Origin of the sequence: Pontibacter rugosus, assembly GCF_042678745.1 — a bacterium.
Taxonomy (GTDB): Bacteria; Bacteroidota; Bacteroidia; order Cytophagales; family Hymenobacteraceae; genus Pontibacter; species Pontibacter rugosus.
Map to the genome: position 1 here is coordinate 1 of NZ_JBHTLD010000384.1, position 2,083 is coordinate 2,083.

The window sequence follows — 2,083 nt, forward strand, 5'->3', positions numbered from 1 at the left end:
GTATTTATAGAACTAGAAATCAGCATCTAGACCAAAGCGCTGCTTTAAATCGACGAGAACCGGATATTTCTCGGCTAAGTAGTTAAACTTGTCCGCTGAAGTATAAAGCTTACGCCCTTCATCCTGCACCTCTACTACCTCAGCCTGCAGTTTTATACTTCGGTTACCAAGCTCCCGCTTTAGCTCGCCAAGTATGGCCGGTCGCAAGCTGGTAAACTGATCCATCATCACGTGGTTCTCCAGGTGCAGGATAATCTCGTTTTCTTCGGTAACGTGGTAGTTGCGGTTCAGGAGCGTGAACTCCATCATATTCTCAGCTTTTTTACGGCGCACAATGGCATGCCAGGCAGTTTTGAGTCGTGCCTGATCCAGAGGTAAAATAGCGCCGTAGGTATCTTCTTCCTCTTCTGCTATGGCAACTTCTGCTACCGCAGCTTGCGGGTTCTGCAGGTCTTTCAGGCTTGGCAGCTTGCCCAGCTTTTTCTGCGGAGGCAGCTGCATGCCCGCTCGCGGTTTATCCGGACCACGATCAGGGCCTGAGCCCGGGGGAGTCTGTGGGTTAGCCGGAGCAATGTGCGCATCTGGGGTAACCTCCTGTAGCTTTGGCGGCTGTTGCAAACCCTCGGATGGTACGCTGCTGGCAGAATTTTGCTGCTGCAGGCGCTCCGATGGAACACTGCCCTGCTGCTGCGACTGCTGCATTTGCTCTGACGGAACAGTGTTCTGGCTATGCGGCTGCTGTAGCGTTGCAGAAGGAGTGGCACCTGCTATAGAACCGGTAGCGGCTGGTGCCGGAGCTGCTACCTTAGCTTTTTTTGATCCTTCTCCTTCCTGAGCAAAGCTGAGCGCAGCATTCAGGTGGGCCATCTTCATCAGGCACAGTTCCACGTGGAGGCGCTGGTTCTTGCTACTCTTATAGTGCATATCACAGGTGCTTACCAGGTTTAACCCAGAAAGTAAGAAGCTCACGCTGGCCTTCTGCGACTGCTCCGCATACTTGGCCTTGATATTATCTGATACTTCCAGCAAAGCTACCGTCTGCGCATCTTTGCATACCAGCAGGCTTCGGAAGTGCTCACCTATTCCGATCAGGAAATTATGGGCATCGAAGCCGTTTTTCAGAATCTCATCAAACAGCAACAGCGAGCCTGATAGGTTCTGCGCCAGCAGGTGGTCTGTTAGCCTGAAGTAGTAGTCATAGTCTAGGATGTGCAGGTTCTCGACAGTTGCCTTATAGGTTACATTGCTGCCCGAGAATGTCACCATCTGGTCGAAGATAGACAGGGCATCACGCAATGCTCCGTCTGCCTTCTGCGAGATCAGGTGCAGGGCATCTGGCTCGGCCTGTATACTTTCTTTGGTGGCAATGCTGCCCAGGTGGCGCACCATATCATCAATCCTGATTCGGTTAAAATCAAAGATCTGGCAACGCGAAAGTATAGTAGGAATGATCTTGTGGCGCTCGGTGGTGGCAAGTATAAAAATGGCATACGATGGCGGCTCCTCCAGCGTCTTCAGAAATGCGTTGAAGGCCTGGTTTGAGAGCATGTGCACCTCATCTATGATATAGATTTTATACTTGCCTGTTTGCGGCGCATAGCGCACCTGCTCCACCAGGTTTCGGATATCCTCTACCGAGTTGTTGGAGGCGGCATCGAGCTCGTGCACATTAAACGAGCTGTTGGAGTTAAAGCTGCGGCATGATTCGCACACATTGCAGGCTTCAGTTTCCGGGGTGATGTTCTGGCAATTAATGGTTTTAGCCAGGATACGGGCGCAGGTAGTTTTACCCACACCGCGTGGCCCGCAAAAAAGAAACGCCTGCGCCAAATGGTGGCTGCTGATAGCGTTTTTAAGGGTATTGGTTATATGGTGTTGCCCCACCACGCTGTCGAACGTGGTCGGACGGTATTTACGCGCTGATACTACAAAGTTTTCCATTAGGACAAAGATAATCAATCCGAAGATGAGATGGGAGTGCTTTTGTGCAGTACTTATCCAGAAGGTTATCCACCAACTTGTGCCGCATGGCTACTCCTGTAATGGGAACAGAATTAACTTAAATTTAAATGCAATTACATAG

General features: G+C 50.7%; 1 protein-coding gene. It reads right to left on the reverse strand.

The window, feature by feature from the left end:
* Positions 1 to 12: 12 nt before the first annotated feature.
* Positions 13 to 1,941, reverse strand: coding sequence for a DNA polymerase III subunit gamma/tau (locus ACFQ2O_RS21390; RefSeq protein ID WP_377532889.1), 1,929 nt, complete (start codon positions 1,939 to 1,941; stop codon positions 13 to 15).
* Positions 1,942 to 2,083 lie beyond the last annotated feature (142 nt).